The 17,523-nt window shown below is 36.0% G+C and carries 21 protein-coding genes; all 21 read right to left on the reverse strand.

All coding sequences use genetic code 11. From position 1 onward, the window contains the following. Positions 1 to 76: 76 nt before the first annotated feature. Entirely contained in the window at positions 77 to 925 is an 849-nt protein-coding gene (locus tag BLT30_RS10920; protein WP_139166622.1) for a hypothetical protein, read from the reverse strand. Between the two features lie 80 nt (positions 926 to 1,005). After that, entirely contained in the window at positions 1,006 to 1,440 is a 435-nt protein-coding gene (locus tag BLT30_RS10925; RefSeq protein ID WP_089873560.1) for a hypothetical protein, read from the reverse strand. Between the two features lie 193 nt (positions 1,441 to 1,633). Beyond that, complete coding sequence (locus BLT30_RS10930) at positions 1,634 to 1,816, reverse strand: hypothetical protein (RefSeq protein ID WP_089873561.1); 183 nt, start codon at positions 1,814 to 1,816, stop codon at positions 1,634 to 1,636. Positions 1,817 to 1,826: 10 nt separating this feature from the next. Then, positions 1,827 to 2,873 (reverse strand): hypothetical protein, encoded by a 1,047-nt coding sequence (locus tag BLT30_RS10935; RefSeq protein WP_089873562.1) that lies wholly within the window; start codon positions 2,871 to 2,873, stop codon positions 1,827 to 1,829. Continuing rightward, positions 2,870 to 3,193 carry a hypothetical protein gene (locus BLT30_RS10940; protein WP_089873563.1) on the reverse strand — a complete coding sequence of 108 codons (324 nt, stop codon included), beginning with the start codon at positions 3,191 to 3,193 and terminating at the stop codon, positions 2,870 to 2,872. Before BLT30_RS10940 ends, BLT30_RS10935 begins: the two co-directional genes overlap by 4 nt. Positions 3,194 to 3,213: 20 nt before the next feature. Next, the gene (locus BLT30_RS18190; RefSeq protein WP_175487177.1) at positions 3,214 to 3,375 is read right to left on the reverse strand and encodes a hypothetical protein; all 162 of its coding nucleotides are present in this window, start codon (positions 3,373 to 3,375) and stop codon (positions 3,214 to 3,216) included. Positions 3,376 to 3,613: 238 nt separating this feature from the next. Beyond that, complete coding sequence (locus BLT30_RS10945; RefSeq protein WP_089873564.1) at positions 3,614 to 4,651, reverse strand: patatin-like phospholipase family protein; 1,038 nt, start codon at positions 4,649 to 4,651, stop codon at positions 3,614 to 3,616. Positions 4,652 to 4,718: 67 nt separating this feature from the next. Then, positions 4,719 to 5,219, reverse strand: coding sequence for a M15 family metallopeptidase (locus BLT30_RS10950; protein WP_089873565.1), 501 nt, complete (start codon positions 5,217 to 5,219; stop codon positions 4,719 to 4,721). Between the two features lie 131 nt (positions 5,220 to 5,350). Next, on the reverse strand, positions 5,351 to 6,172 hold the full coding sequence (locus BLT30_RS10955; protein ID WP_089873566.1) for a T9SS-dependent choice-of-anchor J family protein: 822 nt from the start codon (positions 6,170 to 6,172) through the stop codon (positions 5,351 to 5,353). Between the two features lie 88 nt (positions 6,173 to 6,260). Then, positions 6,261 to 6,893, reverse strand: coding sequence for a 50S ribosomal protein L25/general stress protein Ctc (locus tag BLT30_RS10960; RefSeq protein ID WP_089873567.1), 633 nt, complete (start codon positions 6,891 to 6,893; stop codon positions 6,261 to 6,263). A 43-nt stretch (positions 6,894 to 6,936) separates the two neighbouring features. After that, positions 6,937 to 7,875 (reverse strand): ribose-phosphate pyrophosphokinase, encoded by a 939-nt coding sequence (locus tag BLT30_RS10965; protein WP_089873568.1) that lies wholly within the window; start codon positions 7,873 to 7,875, stop codon positions 6,937 to 6,939. Between the two features lie 189 nt (positions 7,876 to 8,064). Beyond that, entirely contained in the window at positions 8,065 to 8,475 is a 411-nt protein-coding gene (locus tag BLT30_RS10970; RefSeq protein WP_089873569.1) for a BrxA/BrxB family bacilliredoxin, read from the reverse strand. 263 nt (positions 8,476 to 8,738) lie between these two features. Continuing rightward, positions 8,739 to 9,185: a GatB/YqeY domain-containing protein gene (locus BLT30_RS10975; RefSeq protein WP_089873570.1), complete on the reverse strand. Its 447-nt coding sequence runs from the start codon at positions 9,183 to 9,185 to the stop codon at positions 8,739 to 8,741. 102 nt (positions 9,186 to 9,287) lie between these two features. Beyond that, positions 9,288 to 11,147, reverse strand: coding sequence for a cell division protein FtsZ (gene ftsZ / locus BLT30_RS10980; protein WP_089873571.1), 1,860 nt, complete (start codon positions 11,145 to 11,147; stop codon positions 9,288 to 9,290). Positions 11,148 to 11,226: 79 nt separating this feature from the next. Further along, entirely contained in the window at positions 11,227 to 12,606 is a 1,380-nt protein-coding gene (gene ftsA, locus BLT30_RS10985; RefSeq protein ID WP_089873572.1) for a cell division protein FtsA, read from the reverse strand. Positions 12,607 to 12,626: 20 nt separating this feature from the next. Then, positions 12,627 to 13,652 carry a cell division protein FtsQ/DivIB gene (locus tag BLT30_RS18365; protein ID WP_245707165.1) on the reverse strand — a complete coding sequence of 342 codons (1,026 nt, stop codon included), beginning with the start codon at positions 13,650 to 13,652 and terminating at the stop codon, positions 12,627 to 12,629. 54 nt (positions 13,653 to 13,706) lie between these two features. Then, positions 13,707 to 14,228: a hypothetical protein gene (locus BLT30_RS10995; protein ID WP_089873573.1), complete on the reverse strand. Its 522-nt coding sequence runs from the start codon at positions 14,226 to 14,228 to the stop codon at positions 13,707 to 13,709. Then, positions 14,225 to 15,598 carry a UDP-N-acetylmuramate--L-alanine ligase gene (gene murC, locus BLT30_RS11000; RefSeq protein WP_089873574.1) on the reverse strand — a complete coding sequence of 458 codons (1,374 nt, stop codon included), beginning with the start codon at positions 15,596 to 15,598 and terminating at the stop codon, positions 14,225 to 14,227. Before murC ends, BLT30_RS10995 begins: the two co-directional genes overlap by 4 nt. 9 nt (positions 15,599 to 15,607) lie before the next feature. Then, entirely contained in the window at positions 15,608 to 16,081 is a 474-nt protein-coding gene (locus tag BLT30_RS11005) for a hypothetical protein (protein ID WP_139166624.1), read from the reverse strand. Continuing rightward, on the reverse strand, positions 16,071 to 16,271 hold the full coding sequence (locus BLT30_RS11010) for a hypothetical protein (protein ID WP_089873576.1): 201 nt from the start codon (positions 16,269 to 16,271) through the stop codon (positions 16,071 to 16,073). Before BLT30_RS11010 ends, BLT30_RS11005 begins: the two co-directional genes overlap by 11 nt. A gap of 13 nt (positions 16,272 to 16,284) precedes the next feature. Further along, on the reverse strand, positions 16,285 to 17,388 hold the full coding sequence (gene murG, locus BLT30_RS11015) for an undecaprenyldiphospho-muramoylpentapeptide beta-N-acetylglucosaminyltransferase (protein WP_089873749.1): 1,104 nt from the start codon (positions 17,386 to 17,388) through the stop codon (positions 16,285 to 16,287). Positions 17,389 to 17,523 lie beyond the last annotated feature (135 nt).

The following is a 17,523-nucleotide window of genomic DNA, read 5'->3' on the forward strand; positions in this document are numbered from 1 at the left end:
TGCTGTTTATTTTTAGACATTCCTTTAGCTGTTCCAATATTTTTATCGGAATATCTAAAGCGTAATTTTGTTTTGATTAACTTGCTGCTGATGGGGTCACTGTGACACCTTTACTCTCCAAAATAGTTACAGCATCATTGGAAACTGACGAACGTGTTCCTCTGGTATATACTCTTTTACTACCCGACCAACTTGTGGCATTTGACAAGTCATTTAATAACATATCATTTTCTGTCTGTTTTAGAGATTTTGTAGTAACTCCATCAAATGCTGACTGCCCAAATAAATAGACAGAATCCATATTAGCATTCCAATTTCTACCACCAGAATATGTAGGAGTTGTTTCTTTCGAGAACCAAAGCCTCACCTGTTCTATTTTTGGAGGGAGTTTGGCAATATCTCCTTTTATATTAAATCTATATACTCTTGATCCTCCGTAATCAAAAATACCATCATAACAGACCAAAAGTTTTTTGAGGTTGCTATTGGTAGAAAAATTATCACAATTGATGTATGGCATCGATGCAGTATTTATCATCGGCAATAGTAAGGTTTCCAAAGAATCTGGAATGTCTGCCCAATCTCCTGTAACTTCCACTCCAGAATAACCAATATGTTGAGAATAGTAGTAAAGATCTGCAGCAAAATATATAATATTTGGAAACTGCTTGACAAATTCATTGGAGAATTTATATTGGGTGCATTTGTTGGCTCCATCGGGAGAAAGGTTAACAGCTCTTGCATCATCACTAAATTTAATCGAATGCACATCACTTAGCCCTCCTAAAGGATATATTTTGACATCACCTGTATATCTAGCACTATAACTATGATTTATGTTGGACATGCTTGATCCTGCGACTGAAAATAGCTGCTTTGTCCCATCTCCCCAATCAATTAAAACATCACTTTTTCTAGTGGACAAAGAAAATGAGCATCTAGGGGAATCAACTAAAGAAAGTTTTGCAAATGGCTTTTTTATAGGATAAAAAATTGCTGGATTCATTAGAGATTATTTATAAAGATTAAAAATTCATTGGTGTTGCCTACACGGGAAATCATAAATCTGCTTCCTTTTGTCCCGTTAACCGCAAGCGTATTGTCAATTTTTGTCAGAACCGGAGAACCTGAACCTACTGTAAATGTTATCGCTGCGGTTCCCAATTTAATTCCTGTAATAAGAAAATTCTCTTCTGTATCAGAACTTAAATTAATCTTGTAATTAATATCTGTATTTCCATTATCAATCAAAACATTCTTTCCGTTCTGAGAATAACCATTGGCTGCAGTAGTTTGATTGGTAATTTCGGTCGTAGAGTTGATCTTTATTTGGGAAGATTCATCCTTATGCCAATAAGAATCCATCCATTCATAAAATTGTCCTTGTGTCGGTTTATCTCCAGTTTCGAAGAAGCTTTTTAAATTTGTTTTTGTTGTCATAAATTTTAAATTTTAAAAGGTTTATAAATAATTTTTCATATTATATTTGGGTAATAATTTTCCTTATCGGCATCTTTGCTGATATCATAATTGGTTTCGTAAAAAAGTGATGTAGATTAAATCAAGGCCTTAATTATAATCCAAAAGTACTTGGTGGTGACGTCAAAACTTGACGTAATAAAATTTATTTTTATTATTCTACAAGATTATTTTCAGATATGTAATCATCTAATTCCTGTTCCGTGTCGAACTCTACTCCTATTGTACCATTAGCCGGATATGTAGGATATTCTGGCGAATTATTATTGATTTTAAAAATTATCATTTTAGATTCTCCATTGTATATTAATGCGTATTTTTTTGTAGGGATTTTCATATGTTTAATTTTAAGAAAATGATAAGCTTATACCTAATACATCCGTTATTTTGGTTCGAGCGGCTACATAACCTGGAAAATTTATTGGTTCGGTAGTCCCTGATATTCTTATTCTTTTATTATTAGGAGTCTGCAGTATTACATTATCCACCTGATTAGCAAAATCTATCAGGAGTTGCGCCGCCTGATCTGATGATAGTTTATAAATTACCGAGCTTGATTGACAAATTAAATAATCTATTTTAGAATCAGGAGTATCAGATATCAATTGAGGGAAAAAAGCACCTCCCGTATAAATAACTCTATTAATATTATTTAAGAAAATTCCTATTCTATACTTATTCTGCTTAAAGAAATCTGCTAAATCTACTGTCAATGAAGTCATTTGAGTAATACTTAAATAATATAGGCTATCAGGTAAATTGGCAAATATATTTGGGGTATATGAATTGTATCCTTTGAGTATCAAGGATTTTAAATTACTGGTTGCTAATGACTCCAGATTACTCCATACTCCTGTCCCTAACTGAAAATTTAAATTTGAGATTTGAGGAATATTTTCCAAAAATGCAAAATTAGGAGTTTGAGAAATATTTGACACATAAGTTACCAATGAAGGGAAAGCACTTAAAATATTCAGCTCCATTGATTGTATTCCTGCACCTGTTCTTGATACGGTCAGAGTTGTGATATCATCTATTTTTGATAAATGAAATCTGTTGTTTAAAAATGTTTCAAAAACAATTCCATTTCCTGGCCCATTATTATCCAGATTTATATTAACGTTTTTAGTGATTGAATTTGTTGAATTGACTCTTTTAAATAATTTAGAATTATTACCTATTTGGTAACTTCCAATTATATAATCCAATGTTTTATCAAAGGTTAATATTAAGTCACCAGCAGTATTCCTATCTGTTGTATTTACAGTAAAAGACAATTGTATGTCTGCATTGGCAAAACATATTTTATCTGCAGATGTTCTTTTTTGTATAACTCTATTATCTAAAGATATGCTCTTAGAAATCATATTATTTTTATCAACTAAACTCATCATGGAATAATATTAAAAGTTTTGACTGCGTTTTTTTGCTCTACGCTCAACTCATTCCAAACTGCTGTTGTTACAGTCCATTCCGTCAGCTGAACACCGTTGAATAAAGCTCTCTGAATTTCTGTCCCGGTAGACAATCCGTTACTTGTCTGCACATAATAATTTCCTGTTTTGATACCAAGATTATCCAATTGAGCCAAAGTCGGCGGATTTTGAGTTCCATATACACATTCTCCCAGGCGATCTATTAAATGATAAAATTGTTCTTGTGTAGGTTTATCTCCTGTTTCGAAGTAAGTTTTCAGTTCTGCGTTTGTTTTCATAAATGTTAAATTTTAAAAGGTTAATAAATAATATCATTCTCAAAGTCCTCCCGGAAGAAATGTTCTATCTCGTCCAGATCATAGCCGTAGTCCGGTTCTTCGTTTTCGATATCTTCCCAGTCTATACTGTAAATAGCATCTTGCGGGAGTTCTTCGGATATGTTGTCTGTTTTGTTTTCCATATTATATTTTGCGTTTGGGTAATAGTGTTCCTTGTAAGCTTTTTATGGCTAACATGAAAGTTGATTTTTGAAAAGTGGTTGATTATTTAATTAAGGCCTTAATTATAATCCAAAAGTAGTGGGTGCTAACGCCAAAACTTGACGTAATAAAATTTATTTTTTGCTTTCATCATTTGTTCGTTTTTTCTCTTTTTCTATGGATCAAAGATATTTTGCAGTGGCGACAAAACTCGTCGTGTTAAATTTTATTTTTAATTAATTTTTCGGCGATCTCATTTAGAAGTGTACTGTTTTCCTCGACATAGCTTAGACCAGCCTGTATCAGTGCTTCCAGGTTTTTTTTCTTCACGTTGTCCATTTCCGGAGATGCGGATCTAAGTGAAGGATTGATCCTGTAATAATTCTGCCTGTTGCGTTTCCCAAGTGTCATAAACATCTGGTTCAGCTGATAGTCGACAGTCTCCGCATTTGCGGAAAGAAGGATATCTATAATTGGGCTGACCCAAGCCAGTTTCCCTGCGTTCTGATATTTCCTGAAGGGATAGGATCTCATCTCTGTCCCCGTTCCGATAGAGATGATTATCATATCATTTACAGAAGGATAATTCGGTTTGAAAGGATTTTCCAGAACATTGGCAAATGCGACCTTCCTGGCTTCTGCATAAGCACATAAAGTTGGATTATTGGCAAAAACGCCTCCATCTATCAAACTGAAGATCTGCCCATAAGATGATCTGATCTGAACCGGGGAAAAATAAGTTGGAGCCGCCGAAGTTGCCCGACAAATGTCCCTCACAAGGAAATTCTGTTGGCTCTGTTGTGCATTGATCGTATTGAACAATTTGGCCTTCCTGTTTTCTATATCATAACTTGTAATAAGAGAAGGTTTTATAAGATCTCTTAACTCCAGGTCACCAAAAAAATCTCTCAACTGTCTTTCAAGGTTATCCTGAGAAATTTTCTCGCTGAACAGACCGAAAGGATTAATAAGACTTTCCCAAAGTGAAACATTGAAGATATCCTCCCCCTTTTCCGTATAAAGGTCAAAGGCTTTTTGGATAGAATATTTGGCTTTTCTATTTCCGTCAGGATAAAGTAAGACAGACGCCAGAATCCCGCCTGTGCTGCTTCCTGCGATCATGTCAAAATAATCTCCGAGTTTTGCATTTGGATGGTCTTTCTGTTGTAAAAGCTCTTCAAGGTAGCGGAGAACGATGCAAGAGATAATTCCTCTAATGCCACCACCGTCTAACGATAATATTGTGATCTTTTTCATTTGCTTTGATTTGATATCACAAATGTAGATGCGGGTAACGACAGAACTCGACGTGACAAAATTTATTTTAAAAAATTATATACCCTCCTTTATCTTTCGGAAGTTTGATAAGGTTTCTCCAAGTAGTTTTGATCTCTGAGGTCTTTGTTTTGATTGATCTCTTTTCGAAATGAGGAAGGTCTTTGAAGGTTTTCCAATTTCCACCCCAACTCCAACCATGTTTTGCGAATACCTTGACACACTCGTACCAGTCAGCTACTTTATCATTATCCCAATCCTTCGCAGTGTCCCAACTCACCGTTTTTCCATCAATGATAAGGCAAATATCGACTGCCAATCCGTAATTATGAATGCTTTGTCCCGCTTTTGCATTGGTTACTTTTTTACCGGGTTTTGTGCGACCGATCGTATACAGCTGGTCTTGCTCATCAAAAGTTCTGAAGCCTTGGGTTATTCTAATCTTTGCCCTTCCTGTAAGTTCTTTATCACAATCTTCAATGATTTTAATGACCTCCTCTCTCACTTTTGGATGAAGTTTCTGAATTCTTTGTTGTGTAATTTTATCCATATTGATTCTCTTTTGGGACAAATCTAATAAGGCATAACGCCAAAACTTGGCGTAACAAATCAAATTTTTGAGCAAAAAAAAGAACCTCTAAAAAAGAGGTTCTTTATATGAATCTGAAGTAAGAATGTAAGTTATTTTTTGATTAATTTTCTGCTTACAGTTCCTGTTTTAGTTTCTATAGAAACAGTATAGACTCCATTTTCAAGATCAGAGATATCGAATCTATTATCAACGGCTTCCAATTTGGATTTCACGACTTTTCCTGAAATATCATACACCTTAACAGAAACAACATCATTCGCATTATTAATAATGAAATAATCTGAAGTCGGGTTAGGATATACTGTCATATTTTTTTTGTTGACATCATTTACCGCCATTAATGGTGTAGCAGTAACAGCAATATCGTCTACACTTAAAACATTACCATTTGTATAATCGTTGACCCATGATAGATAGATCGTCTGCCCAGCATAGGCCGAAAGATCTACGGTGTATGGCGTGAGATCCGCTATAGGAGAATTGACCGCATGGGCAACTGCCAATATATTTGTGAAAGAAGCTTTTGCAGTATTAGTCGTAGAGATCTTTACTTTGAATCCATCATCATATGGGCTAACATCACTTGATCTGGCAAAAAATTCCAGAGAAATTGTTGAGTTTGCTGGTAAGGTAATAGAAGGCGTAATCATCCAACGATCAGCAGGAGCTACAACCGTAAACCAAGAAGGAGCACTGGCAACGGTGTTACCACTTTCCGAAACCCAAGATATAATATTCCATGCTTTAGGAAGCATTGTTGCATATGTCCCAAATGGTGTGTTTGCATCATTATATAATGTCCAGCCGGCACCTTCCAAATCTGTGGTCTCTTCAAAACTTTCTGTAAAAACAGAAGTTTGGGCTATTCCAAAAATTGGTAAAAATAAAGCAGTCAGTAGAAGTTTTTTCATAATATTTTTTTTAAAAATTTTAAATAAAGATATAAAAAAAGCCGTAGAAAAATCTACGGCTTAATATTATAGTATAATAATTTAATTATTATTCTGCAGAAGTCGCTTCCGGAGAAGCATCTGCTACCACTTCTTCTTCTTCGTCATCATCTTGTCCTGCTGCTGCATTTTTGCTAGCATTTCTAGACATCTTAACAGCAACTACTACTGCATTGTCCGGGTGCATGAAAGAATATTTATCATTTTTAAGACTTTCTACATAGAACTTGTTTCCAATCTTAAGCGGTGTAATATCGACAACGATCTCGTCTGGCAAGTTAGCAGGGATAGCCTTTACTTTTAGTTTTCTGTAAGTTTGTCTTAGAACACCTCCGGCAACAACACCTTTAGAACGTCCTGTGATTCTTACAGGAACTTCCATGATCACAGGCTTATCATCAGACAGCTGATAGAAATCAGCGTGGATAATTCTGTCTGTAATTGGGTGGAATTGGATATCCTGAAGAACAGCAGGGATTGTTTTTCCGTCAACCTCAATAGATACCGTGTGTGCTTCAGGAGTATAAACCAATCCTTTGAAGGCTTTCTCTTCTGCAGAGAAGTTCAAAGGAGTCTCACCTCCGTAAACAACACAAGGAACTAATTCAGCATCACGTAAAGCTTTAGTAGACTTTTTGCCCACGCTTTCTCTTTTTGTACCTTGAATTGTAATAGATTTCATTTTGTATAAAATTATTTTAAGGGTGCAAAGATATTAATTTTTTTTAAATAATAAACTTCTCACTTATAGATTTGTGCTCGTGTACCATATTCATTACATCGGCAAACAATTCGGCACAGGAAAGCACTCTGATCTTTGATGATTTCTCTGTTTTTTGTGGAATCGAATCTGTCACAATCACTTCTAATAATTTTGAATTTTCTATATTTTCATAAGCTTTTCCGGAAAGAACACCGTGGGTTGCCATTGCTCTTACAGATTTTGCGCCTTTTTCCATCAAGATGTCAGCTGCTTTACAAAGTGTACCTGCTGTATCTATCATATCATCAATAAGGATCACGTTCCTGTCTTTAACGTCACCAATTAGGAACATTTCTTCTACTACGTTAGCTTTTTTTCTTTCTTTATAACAGATCACCACTTCTGCCCCAAGATGTCCTGCATAATTTTTCGCTCTTTTTGCACCACCCATATCTGGTGAAGCAATCGTCAAATTATCAAGATCTAGAGATTGGATATATTTTACAAAAATCGTAGAAGCATACAGATGGTCAACAGGAATCTCGAAGAAACCCTGGATCTGATCTGCGTGAAGATCCATTGTCATAATTCTAGTCGCTCCCGCTGCAGTCAAAAGATTCGCAACCAATTTTGCTCCGATCGGAGCTCTTGGTTTGTCTTTCCTGTCTTGTCTTGCTAAACCATAATAAGGAATTACGACGGTAATATTTTTGGCAGACGCTCTTTTTGCGGCGTCTATCATTAATAACAATTCCAAAAGATTATCTGCTGGCGGGAATGTAGATGCGATAAGGAAAACCCGGCTTCCTCTCACAGATTGTTCCAAAACCGGCTCAAATTCTCCGTCGCTGAAATGCTGAATATTAATTTTGCCAAGTGGCTGCCCATAACTCTGAGCAATTTTTTCTGCCAACTCGTGGCTGGTTCTGGTAGAAAACAAATAACTTGCTTGATCTGACATTTTTACTTTTTTGCAAATTTAAAAAATAATGAAAAGTTTGAAAGCCTATTTCCGAACTTTTCATAAATAGATTTTTATTTTTTATAAGATATAATATTCCATCACCTATTATCATTGATCTCAACAAGAATTGATAAAAGTGATTTTATAAAAAAAGACCAAAATATTTCTATTTTGGTCTTTCTGTTCTTAACAATATTCTTCGAAAGCGGCCTGAAGATTAGCAGCAATCGCGCCTGCAGGATTACCCTCGATGTGGTGTCTTTCCAGCATATGCACCAACTCTCCGTCTTTGAAAAGCGCCACACAAGGCGAACTTGGAGGAAACGGTGCCAGCAATCTTCTCGCTTCTGCAACCGCATCTGTATCAAAGCCTGCAAAAGCAGTTACCAAATGGTCTGGCTTCTTTTCTCCCGTCAAAGAGTAAACTACGCCTGGCCTTGCTGCTCCAGCTGCACATCCACAAACTGAATTGATGACCAATAGTGTTGTTCCTTCCTGTTTAAGAGCTGCGTCAACTTGTGCCGGTGTTGTAAGGTCTTCAAAACCTTTATCTGTAAGTTCTGCCTTCATTGGCAATACTAAATCTGCTGGATACATAGTAAAATATATTTTAGGTTAATTTCTGAATTGCAAATTTAATCAATTATTATTTTGATTATCACATTAATGATTCTATTAAAATCATTCCAAAAATCTATTGAGTCATTTTGTCCAGGTTTTCCAAAATAAAAAACCTTGAATCCGAAAATCCAAGGCTTTAATCAAATCGATATGCAAATTAAGTATATCCGTAGAGAATAAATGATAAAATATTAATGATAAATGATATCAATTATCGTTTATCAACTATCATTTATAAATTAAGAAAGTAACTTTTTGACCATTTCGGAAATGCTCTTTCCGTCTGATTTTCCGGCCAATGCTTTGGAAGCAACGCCCATTACTTTTCCTAAATCTTTAATAGATTCTGCTCCGGTTTCAGAAATTATTGCTTTTATTTCCGATTCCAATTCCTCGGCAGACAATTGTTTCGGAAGAAACTTCTCAATCACTTTCGACTGAGCTTCTTCCACTTCGGCAAGATCTGTTCTTCCCTGAGCTTTAAACTGCTCATAAGAATCCTTTCTCTGCTTTATCATTCTTTGCAAAATAGCAATCTCCTGTTCTGCAGTAACTTCAGCACCTCTGGCTTCGGTTTGTAATAAAAGAATTTGAGATTTTACTGCTCTCAGAGAGTCCAAAGCCACACGGTCTTTTTCTCTCATCGCTGTTTTGATGGCTTCGCTTATTATAGTTTCTAAACTCATTTTGTTTGTATTAATTTAAAAGGTATTAATGATTTATGATTAAAATGTAAAACGAACTTCTGGTATCGTTAATACATTTCACACGAATACATCAGTACAATTTTAGTCTACATCTTTATTAAGGAAACGGTTTTCTCTCAATTGCATGCTTCCGTTGTTATCAGACAAATAAGTGTTGATATTCTGGTCGGATGCGTTAGAACCATCGATGTTGATGTTCTTTCTCTTGAAAGCAGGAACTGTTTCGAAAACATTTTCATTATCCAATTGCTGGTAACGGGAATTGAATTCTCTCAGCTTGTTTCTTCTTTCCAAAGCCTTTGACGTATCAGGAGTTTTGTTGAAGAAAGTAAATCCGTTCTCAGTTTCCTGAACAGGTTCTGGTTTTTTCTCTTCTACAATTTCTTCCTTAGTTTCAACAGCGAAAGAAAATGTGGTTGGTTTTTCAACCTTTTCTTCGATAACGAACTCTTCCTTTGCTTCCGCAACAATTTCTTTTTCGATTACAGGAAATTCTTCTTCAACAGCCGGTTCGTTGATTGTAAAAGTTACTTCAACAGGTTTTTCGATTTCCTCTTCTTTGAAAGAAGCTTTTGGCTTATCCTCAACTTCGAAAGTAAAAGACTGCGCTTCCAGATCAATCTCTTCGTAGCTTTCTTCCTCGAAAGTGAAAAGGTTGTACTCCTGCTTTTCGTTGTTGTAATCATTTGAGAAATCTTGGACCTCCTCGTTCTCGATGATTTGAGTTTCAGTTTCAACTTCTTCCACAAGGCTTTCTGCAACCGAATTAGTTGGAAAGTTCGAAGTTCCGAAATCGTCCTCATCTTCTAGGCGAAAAAAATTTTTCCCAGATTCAGTCTGTGGTTTTACATCTTCCTGAGCTCTTGTTTTGAAAGGCGACTCTCTGTGTCTTGAAGGATTTGGTCTGTCTTCCAAAGAATATTTGATAGTTTCAGTAACACCAGAATGCTTCTTGTTATCGTTAGAAAAACCTGTAGCAATCACCAAAACGCTCACTGCATCGCCCAATTCCTCATCAGTTCCAACTCCAAAAATGATATCAGCCGTATTTCCAGCCTCTTTCTGGATGTAATCCATAATTACACCGATTTCGTCCATCGTAACTTCGGAAACACCACTTCTGATTAGCAAAAGCACATTCTTTGCACCGGTGATTTTGTTATCATTCAACAATGGGGAATCCAATGCTTTTTTCACAGCTTCTTCCGCTTTTTTCTCGCCGGTTGCAACACCAGTTGACATCAATGCTGTTCCGGAATTTGCCAAAACAGATTTCGCATCACGGAAGTCAATATTAACATCGAAATAACCTGTAATAACTTCGGCCATTCCTTTTGCTGCATTCGTCAAAACTTCATCGGCTTTAGAAAATCCTTGCTTGAAGCCAAGATTTCCGAATTGCTGTCTCAATTTATCGTTGTTAATAACAATAAGGGAATCGACATTATTTCTTAATTTATCAAGACCTAATTCTGCCTGGTCCAATCTTCTTTTTCCTTCAAAACTAAAAGGCACAGTTACGATCCCTACTGTCAGAATCCCCATTTCCTTCGCCACTTTTGCGATCACAGGAGCAGCACCAGTGCCGGTTCCACCGCCCATTCCGGCAGTTATGAAGACCATTTTGGTGTTTTGTCCCATTGCCGCTTTGATTTCATCGATACTTTCGATGGCCGCCTTTTCGCCTACTTCCGGGTCAGCGCCTGCTCCCAAACCTTCTGTCATAGAAATTCCTAGCTGAACTTTATTAGAAACCGGATTGTTATCCAAAGTCTGGGCATCTGTATTACAGATCACGAAATCCACACCGTAGATCCCTTTTTCGTACATATGCTTCAAAGCGTTGTTTCCACCGCCTCCAACACCAATCACTTTGATGATGGAGGAATTCCCTTTTGGAAGGTCAAATGAAAATCCTTGTGTATTAGTTATATTGTCCATAGTATTTTATTTTATAATTGATAGTTGATGGATGATAACCGATGAAAACCATTCATCAGTTATCATTGATCATTCATTTTTACTCTTCTACTTCTTCAAAGAATTTTTTCACTTTATCCATTAGAGACTGTCCGAAGGTTGGTTTGCTTCTTCTGTTCTCTTCTTTTGGTTTTGCAGCTTCTTCAATATGCTGAACCTGTTGAGGTTTCTCAGCTTCTGCAGTTGGTTGTGCAGCTGGTTCTGCTTTGGCTACAGCTTCATCGATAATTTCCTCTTCGGTTGGAAGGACTCTTTTATCTCTGATTTTAAGACTTTCCATTAACAAACCAATAGAAGTCGCAAATTCCGGTCCTTTCAGATATTGGTTTTTATCGTTAGCCACATATTCGTTAGCGAAACCAATTCTGCTGTCGAAACCGGTTGTATAATTCGCCAATTGACGAAGGTTTCTCAAGTTGGAACCACCTCCAGTCAAAACGATTCCTGCAATCAGTTTTTTCTTTTGCTCGAAAGCGCCGTAAGCTTTTAATTCAGTATTTACCATTTCAAGAATTTCTTCAACTCTTGCATTGATAATCTGAGCCAAAACCTTCAGTGAAATCTCTTTGTCCGGACGACCATGCAATCCTGGGATTGTCACATACGTGCTATCTTTTTCCAATTCAGGAACAGACGAACCGAATTTCACTTTCAGCTGTTCTGCGTGTTTCTCGATGATTGAACATCCTTCCTTTATATCATCGGTGATAATTCCACCACCGTAAGGAATCACACAAGTATGACGAATGATGTTATCTTTAAAAATCGCGATATCCGTAGTTCCTCCACCGATATCTACAATCGCAACACCAGCTTCTTTTTCTTCTTTAGTCAGAACTGCTTCAGACGATGCCAAAGGCTCTAATGTCAAAGCTTCCATCTCCAGACCGGCTTCACGAACGCACCTTGCAATGTTTCTGATAGAACCCATCTGTCCCACTACAACGTGGAAATTAGCTTCTAACCTTTTGCCGTGCATCCCGACCGGTTCCTGGATTTCACCTTCAGAATCAACTTTGTATTCCTGAGGCAAAACGTGGATGATTTCTTCTCCAGGCAACATTACCAATTTCTTCACCTGGTCTTTTAGTTTCTCGATATCATCTTCTGTGATGTATCTATCCGGATGCTCTCTCATTATATAATCCGAATGCTGGAGAGAACGGATATGTTTTCCTGCAATCCCGACAGTTACCTTATGGATAGGCACTCCCGCACTGGATTGCGCTTCTGCCACTGCAGTTTTGATGGAATTGATGGTTTGGGAAATGTTGTTCACGATTCCTTTGTGAACACCAAGACTTTTAGCCTTCCCAACGCCCAGGATCTCGATTTTTCCGTGAGCGTTACGTCTTCCGACAATGGCGACAATCTTGGTTGTCCCAATGTCCAGACCTACTGAATACTCTTGATTTTCCATTATATGCTCGATTTGATTTTTTATTCTACTACTACTTTTGCTTTTTTCTTTTTATCAGAAGACGATTTGGAAGTGGTTTCCTTTTTCTTTTCCGAAGATTTTTTCGGTTCAGATTTCTTCTCTACTTTTTTCGGTTTAGAAGTTTCTTTCTTGACCTCTGATTTTTTAGCTTCAGTTTTTTTTATTTTCTTCGGTTCCTGTTTTGGTTCCGATTTTTTAGTTTCTGTTTTTGCCGGAACTGATGTTAATAATTGCGTCGGCTTTTCTTCCGGTTTTGCAATTTCAATTTTTGGTGCATTTCTCAGAATGCTGTCATTTTCTTTGAAATAAGGATTCAGTGTGGTTACAATCTGATTATTATATTTAACCGAAATCTTTTTGTATTTCTCAGGATTTTGATAAACCAGATATTTCTCTACAAAAGTTTTAAATCCTTTAACCTTGAAATCAATATTTTCTAAATCTCCAATCTCAACTTTGTAATTACCATCGCTTGTCAGAAGATTATAATTGTCTTTTTCTTTCTTGATTCCGATGAAATATTTTTTACTGAAATCATCTTTGTCAATTTTCTCAACCAATTGTCCCAGTTCCTGATATTCCGAAGCATCTACATCGCCCATCACCAACATACACGGATAAGAAAAGTTTCTCGAAATCGGGAATTCTACGCCTTTTTCGTCCACATAAAAATCTTTTCCATTTTTATTCAACCTGAAAACCGGAACTCTTTGCTTAATATCAACATTAAGGTTTCCGTTCAGATTCATATAAACATTCGCACTGTCAACGAATGGATTTTCATTAATTTTTTTCTCTAATTCCGGAATCTTCACATCCCCGATTTTTCTTGTCGGATTGTATTGTTTCACCAAATCCTTGATGTCTTTCTCATCAATGAAATAAACCGGCGTTTTGGTCTGGTTCATATTGATAGACACATTCTCCATCTTGGCGTTGTTGAAACGCTTCAACGAGAAACTGAGCAGAAATCCAAAAAGGACGACTGTTACCAATATCTTCAATATTCTCCACTTATTTTTCATTCTCTATAACTCGTTATCAATGCAATCAGCATCAAATATTTCTTTTATTTATTCTTATCTGCTTTTCGATTTTTTATCATAATTTTTAACCGTCTTCAGCATATAATTGAAATTCTCTTTTAATTCTGATTCATAGTCCCAATCGTCCATTTCGGTTTTCCCGTGTCCGAGGGAAGTCATATGAATCACTTTATTTTTATCAATCCAAAAACTAACACTCCATCCAATTATGTCTTCTGCATCGGACATATTTGTATAAGTTATACTTTGGCTTGCAAAAACTCTTTCCCCATTTTTCAATAGAAAATAATCGTTGTACAATTCCCACCAATTATTACTATTTTCTTTCCATTCTCGGGAGATTTTCACAATCTCATTTCCCTTCTTCTCATAATGGTAATGAATCGTTTTCTTCTTACCTTTTACCTGAAACTGATATTTAGTTATCTGTGAATCTTTATCAATGATTTCAGAATACTTATTTATATTTTCGACTTCTATCAAATCCGCTTTCGACTGTGAAAATCCCAACCCGAAAACTAAAACAAATAGCAAGAAGAAAATTTTTAGTTTCATAATTCTACTTTTTCAACATTGGGAAGCCACTCCATAATCGGGTCATAAAGTGTATCAATATTTCCCGCACCTACTGTCAATAAAATATCAAAATCTTTTTCTTTTATCAATTCAAAAGTCTCCTGTAATGTGCAGACTTTCTTGTTTACAATTTCAATTTTATCCGATAACCATGATGAGGTAATTCCTTCAAAATTTTCCTGAAGTTCTCTCGCAGGATAAATATCCAACAGCAATAAATCATCAGCTTTTTCCAGACTTCTTGCAAAATCTTCTGCAAAATCTCTCGTTCTGCTGAACAAATGCGGTTGAAAAACCACCAACAATTTCTTGGTCGGATAAAAGGTTTTTATTGAACCAATCACTGCATTTAGCTCTGTTGGGTGATGTGCATAATCGTCGATATAGATTTTTCCATTATCGAAAATATGTTTGGTATATCTTCTCTTGATGCCTTTGAAATTGGCAATAGCTTTCTTCAAAGTGTCGAAATCAACTCCCAAATTGCTCAGAATTGCCAAAGCAACTGTGGCGTTTTCAACATTATGGATTCCGGGGATTTCCCAAACAAAATCTTCAATCTCCTGCGTTGGCGTATGAAAATCGAAATAGATTTTATCGTGGTCCATTCTCAGATTATCAGAATAATAATCCGCTTCCTCATTCACTGCGTAAGTCCTGTGCTCTCTTCCGATAGCAATTCCTTTTCTCACAAATAATTGATTGTCATTCGGAACCAAACCTGCAAACTGACGGAAACCGTCTTCTATCTGAACTCTGTCTCCATAAATATCCAAATGGTCTGCATCAATCGATGTTACAACTGCCCAATCCGGAGAAAGGTTTAGGAAACTTCTATCGTATTCATCTGCTTCAACCACAGAAAATTGATTGCCGTTGTAATCAAAATTAGATTTGAAATTCTCAGAAATTCCGCCTAAAAATGCGGATGACGGCAGATTTGCTTCCTTACACAAATGTGCAATCAAAGTAGAAGTTGTCGTCTTTCCGTGTGTTCCTGCAACTGCGATACAATCTGTATTTTCGGTAATTAATCCAAGAACTTTTGCACGTTTTAGAATTTCAAAACTTTCACTTGCGAAGTAATCCAAAATTCCGAGTTTCTTAATTGCTGGCGTATAAATAACCAAAGTCGATTCTTTGTCGAACGCAACAATTTTCTCATCAATCACATCTTCAAAAGAAATATCAATTCCTTCAAAACCAAGCTGAGCTGTCAATTTTGTAGGCGTTTTATCATAACCCAAAACATTTTTGCCGTTAGCGTGAAAATATCTCGCCAGCGCACTCATCCCAATTCCACCGATTCCGATGAAATAGAAGTTTTGATATTTGTTTAAGATGCTCATTTTCTAATTTTAAAATGTTTCTTTTTTTAATGAAGCATTTCCTCCATACAGTTTTATAAGATGTAATAACGCTTTCTCCATTCTTTTAGAAAGCCCATCTTCTTCAAAGCTTAAGTCAAGAATTATTGAAATTTCTTCAATTTTGTCAGTTTTTCCATCTACATATTCTCTTTTTACACAATCGGTGTTTTTACAAAATAATTTTATTGAATACCAACTTAACTTACCTAAACTATCATTTAATAAATCTTTTTTTACACTTATTTTATTAATGTCAGAAATTTTTATTCTTTCAAAATATCTAGGACTTGAAGAATAGACCAATTCTCCATTTACAAATTCAACCCAATTTTTTAAATTTTCTGGTCTTCTATGTTTTTCATAAGTTTCTTTAATCCATTTTTGAGTTTCATCTTTTGTTTGTGAATTAAAAAAATTAACACTCAGTAAAAAAATTATTAGAAAAAATATTTTATCCTTCATACTTTTCAATTTGGTGTTGATAAACATCGAATAATTGATTTGTTTTTATCTCTCTTATTACAAAATCAAATTCTTTTTTAGGCCTGTTCTCATTGAAAACATCTTGCTTTGGATGCTCTTTTGTTCCCACAATTTCACATATTTTGCCTGGCGCTTTATATCTAATTATGTCTTTAATTTTAAAATCCATTTTTGTGTTTTTATTATATCAGTTTAAAAATCTCATCCACAATACCTTCTGCCGCTTTTGGCTTAGCAAAAAAATCCAGATTTGTTGACATTTCTTTTCTAAGATTTTCGTTCTCACAGATTTCTGAAAGCGTGTTCCAGAATTTATCTTTCATCTCAGAATCTTTGACAATCCTCGCCGCGTTTTTCTGCACCAAAGTCAAAGCGTTATTGGTTTGATGGTCTTCTGCCGCAAATGGAAACGGAACCAGTAAAACCGGCTTTTTCGCCACTGCCAATTCTGAAATCGCAATTGCTCCGGCTCTGGAAACAATCGCATCTGCCGCCGAATAAGCTATAGCCATATCGGAGATGAATTCCTTCAACATAATTGATGATTGATAATTGATAATTGATTCATTATCCTTCAAATCATTATAATCTAGCTTTCCCGTCTGCCAAATGAGCTGGTAATCTTTTTCTTTTAATTTATCTAAATTTTCTTTCCAGCCGTTATTCAAAGTTCTGGAACCAAGTGAACCGCCAACTGAAAGAATCGTTAATTTATTTTTATCTAAGCCTAATTTTTCCTTCGCTAGATCTTTATCAATCAAATCTGTTATGATATTCTGACGAATTGGATTTCCCAAGAAGTAAGTTTTCGTGCCTGGAAAAAATTTATCCATATCCGGATAAGCTGTGAAAGCCGCTTTCGCTTTTTTCGCATTGAAAACATTGGTTTTTCCTGGCAAAGAATTTTGTTCCTGAATAAAAGTCGGAATTCCCATTTTCGCAGCAATGTATAAAGCCGGCCCGCTTGCAAAACCACCGGTTCCAACCGCAAAATCCGGTTTGAAATCTTTGATGATTTTCTTAGCCCTCATCAAGCTGGAAATGATTTTGAAAGGAAGCCCAATATTCTTCAGAAGATTACCTCTGTCAAATCCGGCGATATTTAAACCTTCGATTTTGAATCCGGCTTGAGGAACCTTTTCCATTTCCATTTTTCCGTTGGCGCCAATGAACAAAAACTCTGCGTCGGGAAATCTTTTCTGGATTTCCTGAGCAATCGCAACCGCTGGAAAGATGTGTCCACCAGTTCCGCCGCCACTCATTAATATTTTCAGTTTTTTGTTCATATTTTCCATTGGTTTTAGCAACGGTTATTTAATATTGAACCCTTCAGGTTCGTTGTGTTATTTTTCTCGTGCCATAGGTTTCACCTACGGCTATTCAAATTGAATCCTTCGGATTCTCTGTTTGTTTTTTTGCCA

The sequence above is a fragment of the Epilithonimonas hungarica genome (assembly GCF_900102265.1).
Taxonomy (GTDB): Bacteria; Bacteroidota; Bacteroidia; order Flavobacteriales; family Weeksellaceae; genus Epilithonimonas; species Epilithonimonas hungarica.